2 protein-coding genes are annotated in these 3,871 nt (G+C 68.5%); both read right to left on the minus strand.

Features of this window, described 5'->3' with window-relative positions; translation table 11 throughout:
* Positions 1-10: 10 nt before the first annotated feature.
* Complete coding sequence (locus AB1824_12375; protein MEW5765760.1) at positions 11-3,097, minus strand: multidrug efflux RND transporter permease subunit; 3,087 nt, start codon at positions 3,095-3,097, stop codon at positions 11-13.
* A gap of 19 nt (positions 3,098-3,116) precedes the next feature.
* The coding region (locus AB1824_12380) for an efflux RND transporter periplasmic adaptor subunit (GenBank protein ID MEW5765761.1) at positions 3,117-3,871 on the minus strand (755 nt) is incomplete at its 5' end.

Here is a 3,871-nt window from a genome sequence, read left to right on the forward strand (position 1 = left end):
TCGGCCCCATTCACCTGCTCCCCTGCTTACCTCCTCCCCTTCTCAAGACGCCCTGCAGGCGGTCCATGTACAGATAGAAGACGGGCGTGACGAAGAGCGTGAGGAACTGGGAGAAGATCAGGCCGCCCACGACGGCGAGGCCCAGGGGCCTGCGCGATTCGGCGCCCGCCCCGAATCCCAGAGCGATGGGGAGCGTTCCCATGAGGGCCGCCATGGTGGTCATCATGATGGGCCGGAAGCGGATGATGCAGGCCTCGCTGATGGCCTCCTCGGGGGTCTTGCCTTCCTTCCGCTGGGCCTCCAGCGCGAAGTCGATCATCATGATCCCGTTCTTCTTCACGAGGCCGACGAGCATGATGACGCCCACGAAGGCGTAGATGGACAGGTCCACGCCGAAGACGAAAAGGGTCACCAGCGCGCCGAAACCCGCGAAGGGCAGGGCCGACAGGATGGTCAGGGGGTGGATGAAGCTCTCGTAGAGGATCCCCAGGACCATGTAGATCACGAGGACCGCCAGCAGGAGGAGCAGGCCCAGCCCCTTCATGGAGGACTGGAAGGCCTGAGCCGTTCCCTGGAAGGCGGTGGCGATGTGGGCGGGGAGGACCTCGCCCGCGGCCTTCTGCACCTCCGACACGGCCTCCCCCAGAGCCGTTCCGGGCCGCAGGTTGAAGGAGAGCGTCACCGAGGGGATCTGGCCCGAGTGGTTCACCGTCAGGGGGCCGAGCCCGCTCCTCAGTTCGGCGACGGCGCTCAGGGGCACCAGGCGCCCCGAGGAGGACTTCACGTACAGGAGGGAGAGGGCCGCGGGATCGAGCCGGTACTCGGGCTTCAGCTCCAGGATCACCTGGTACTGGTTGTTGGGCGCGTAGATGGTGCTGATCTGCCGTGATCCGTAGGCGTTGTACAGGATGGTCTCGATCTCCTCCGCGGAGACGCCCAGGGAGGCCGCCCGATCCCGCTGAATGTCCACCCTCACCTGCGGGTTCTTGATCTGCAGGTCGCTCGCCACGTCCATGAGCCCGGGCAGGGCGCGAAGCCTCGCTTCCAGTTCCTGCGCGCGGGCGTAGAGCTCCTGGGTGTCCGACGAGAAGAGCGTGAACTGGTAGAGGCTCTTGGTGAAGCGGCCGCCGATGCGGATGGGGGGCGGGTTCTGGAGAAAGACGCGGATCCCCGGCAGGCCGGCGAGGGCGGGGCGGAGCTGGGCGATGACCTCGTCGGCGGAGGCCGACCGCTCGCCCCGCGGCTTGAGCCGGATGAAGAGGAAGCCCGCGTTGGCCGCGCCCATGCCCCGCGAGCCCGCGCTCGACATGAAGGCGTCCACGTTGGGGTTGGCCTGGACGATCCGCGCCACGGCCTGCTGGTGCTGAGACATGGAGGCGAAGGAGATGCTCTCGGCGGCCTCGGTCTGGCCGAAGAGCTGGCCCGTGTCCTCGCTCGGCAGGAACCCCTTGGGCACGGCGCGGAAGAGCCAGACCGTGGCGAGAAGCACCAAGCCCGAGAAGACCATGACGGCCCGCCGGTGCGCCAGGGACCACTTCAGGCCCGCCTCGTAGAGGCTCAACATCCCCGTGAAGGTCCGCTCCGAGACCTCGTAGATCCGCCCGTGGTGAACCTCCCGCTGGTGCTTGAGGAACCGGCTCGACAGCATGGGCGTGAGCGTGAGGGACACGAAGCCCGAGATGAGGATGGCCGACCCGATGGTGACGGCGAACTCGTGGAAGAGGTGGCCGAGGATGCCCCCCATGAAGAGCACGGGGATGAAGACCGCGGCCAGGGAGACCGTCATGGACAGGATCGTGAAGCCGACCTCCCGGGAGCCGTCCAGGGCGGCGCGAAGCCGGTCTTTCCCCATCTCCATGTGGCGCACGATGTTCTCGAGCATCACGATGGCGTCGTCCACCACGAAGCCCACGGAAAGCGTCAGGGCCATCAGGGAGAGGTTGTCCAGACTGTAGCCCAGCAGGTGCATGACCGCGAAGGTGCCCACCACGGACATGGGCAGGGCGAGGCTCGGGATCACCGTCGCCGAGACGTTCCGGAGGAAGAGGAAGATCACGAGCACCACGAGGAAGAGCGTCAGGAGGAGGGTGAACTTCACGTCGTTCACCGAGTGCCGGATGGACTCGGAGCGGTCGAAGAGGACCTTCAGGGACACGGAGGCGGGAAGCTGGGCCTGGAAGGTGGGCAGGAGGCCGCGGATGGCTCCGGCCACCTCCACCGTGTTCGTGCCCGGCTGGCGCTGGACGGCCAGGACCACCGCCCGCTGGTCCACGTACCACGCCGCGGTCTTGTCGTTCTCCACGCTGTCGAAGACGTTCCCGAGCTCCTCCAGCCGCACGGGGTGCCCGTCCCGGTAGGCCACGATGAGGGGGCGGTAGGCGGCGGCGCGCGTGATCTGGCCGTCGGCCTGCACGGTGAAGGCCTGGTCGCGCCCCTGGAGGGTGCCCGTCGGCAGGTTGACGTTCTCGCGCCGGATCGCGTCGGCCACGTCGTCCAGGGAGATCCCCCGGGAGGACAGGGCGTCGGGGTCCACCTGGATGCGCACGGCGTACTTCTGGGCCCCGTAGACCTGCACCTGGGCCACCCCGCTCACCATGGAGATGCGCTGGGCCAGCAGGGTCTCCCCGTACTCGTCCAGGTCGCTGAGAGGAAGGGACGGCGAGGTGAGGGCCAGGAAGAGGATGGGCTGGTCGGCGGGGTTGACCTTCTGGAAGGAGGGCGGGGCCGGCATGTCCCTCGGGAGCTGGCGACCCGCCGCGGAGATGGCCGCCTGCACGTCCTGGGCGGCGGCGTCGAGGTCCCGCTCGAGGGCGAATTGGAGGGTGATGTTCGTGAAGCCCAACCCGCTCGTGGAGGTCATGGAATCCAGGCCGGCGATGGTGGAGAACTGCTTCTCCAGAGGCGTGGCCACGCTGGAGGCCATGGTCTCCGGGTTGGCCCCGGGCAGGGAGGCCGACACCTGGATCGTGGGGAAGTCCACGTTGGGGAGATCGCTCACCGGCAGGAGCCGGTAGCCCATGATCCCGAACAGGAGGATCCCGAACATGACCAGCGTGGTCATGACGGGGCGGCGGATGAAGAGCTCGGCGAGATTCATGAAAAGGGCCCCTCCCGCCTCAGCCTTCGGAGCCCGCGCCGGCCTTGACGTCCACCTTGGCGCCGGGAACGAGCCGGAGCTGGCCGTCCGTAACCACCGTCTCCCCCGCGGCGACGCCCTCCTCGAGAACGACCTCGTCGCCGAAGCGCGGCCCCTGCCGGACCGTCCGCATGTCCACGGTGCCGTCGTCCTTCACCACGTAGAGGTAGTCCCCCTTCTGCCCGGGCTGGACGGCACGGGCCGGCACGACCACCGCTCCCTTTCGCGTGGCCAGCGTGAGGGTGACGTTCACGAACTGGCCGGGCCAGAGGGCCCGGTCCGCGTTGGGGAACTCGGCCTTGAGGAGCACCGTCCCCGTGGCCTCGTTCACCGCGTTGTCCAGGAACTTCAGAACACCCGCCCGCGCCTCCCCGTCGGAGGTCCGGGCCTCCACGCGCAGGGTCCCCTCGCGGGCGTAGCGGCGCACCTCGCCCAGGCGCTGTTCGGGGATCGCGAAGGCCGCGTACACGGGGACGATGCGGTTCAGGGTCACGAGGCCCGTGTCGTCGTTGGCCTTCACGAGGTTGCCCTCGTGGACGTAAAGGCGTCCCGCGCGGGCGTCCATGGGCGACCGGATGGTGCAGTACTGGAGGTCCAGGGCGGCCCGCTCCACGGCCGCCTCGTCGGCCGCCACCGTGGCCGCCAGGGCCCTCGCTTCCGCCACGGCATCGTCGTACTGCTGGCGCGTGACGTAGTCCTTGGCCACCAGTTCCTCGTACCGCTTCGATTCGGCCT

The organism is Acidobacteriota bacterium (assembly GCA_040752915.1).
Classification (GTDB): domain Bacteria; phylum Acidobacteriota; class UBA4820; order UBA4820; family DSQY01; genus JBFLVU01.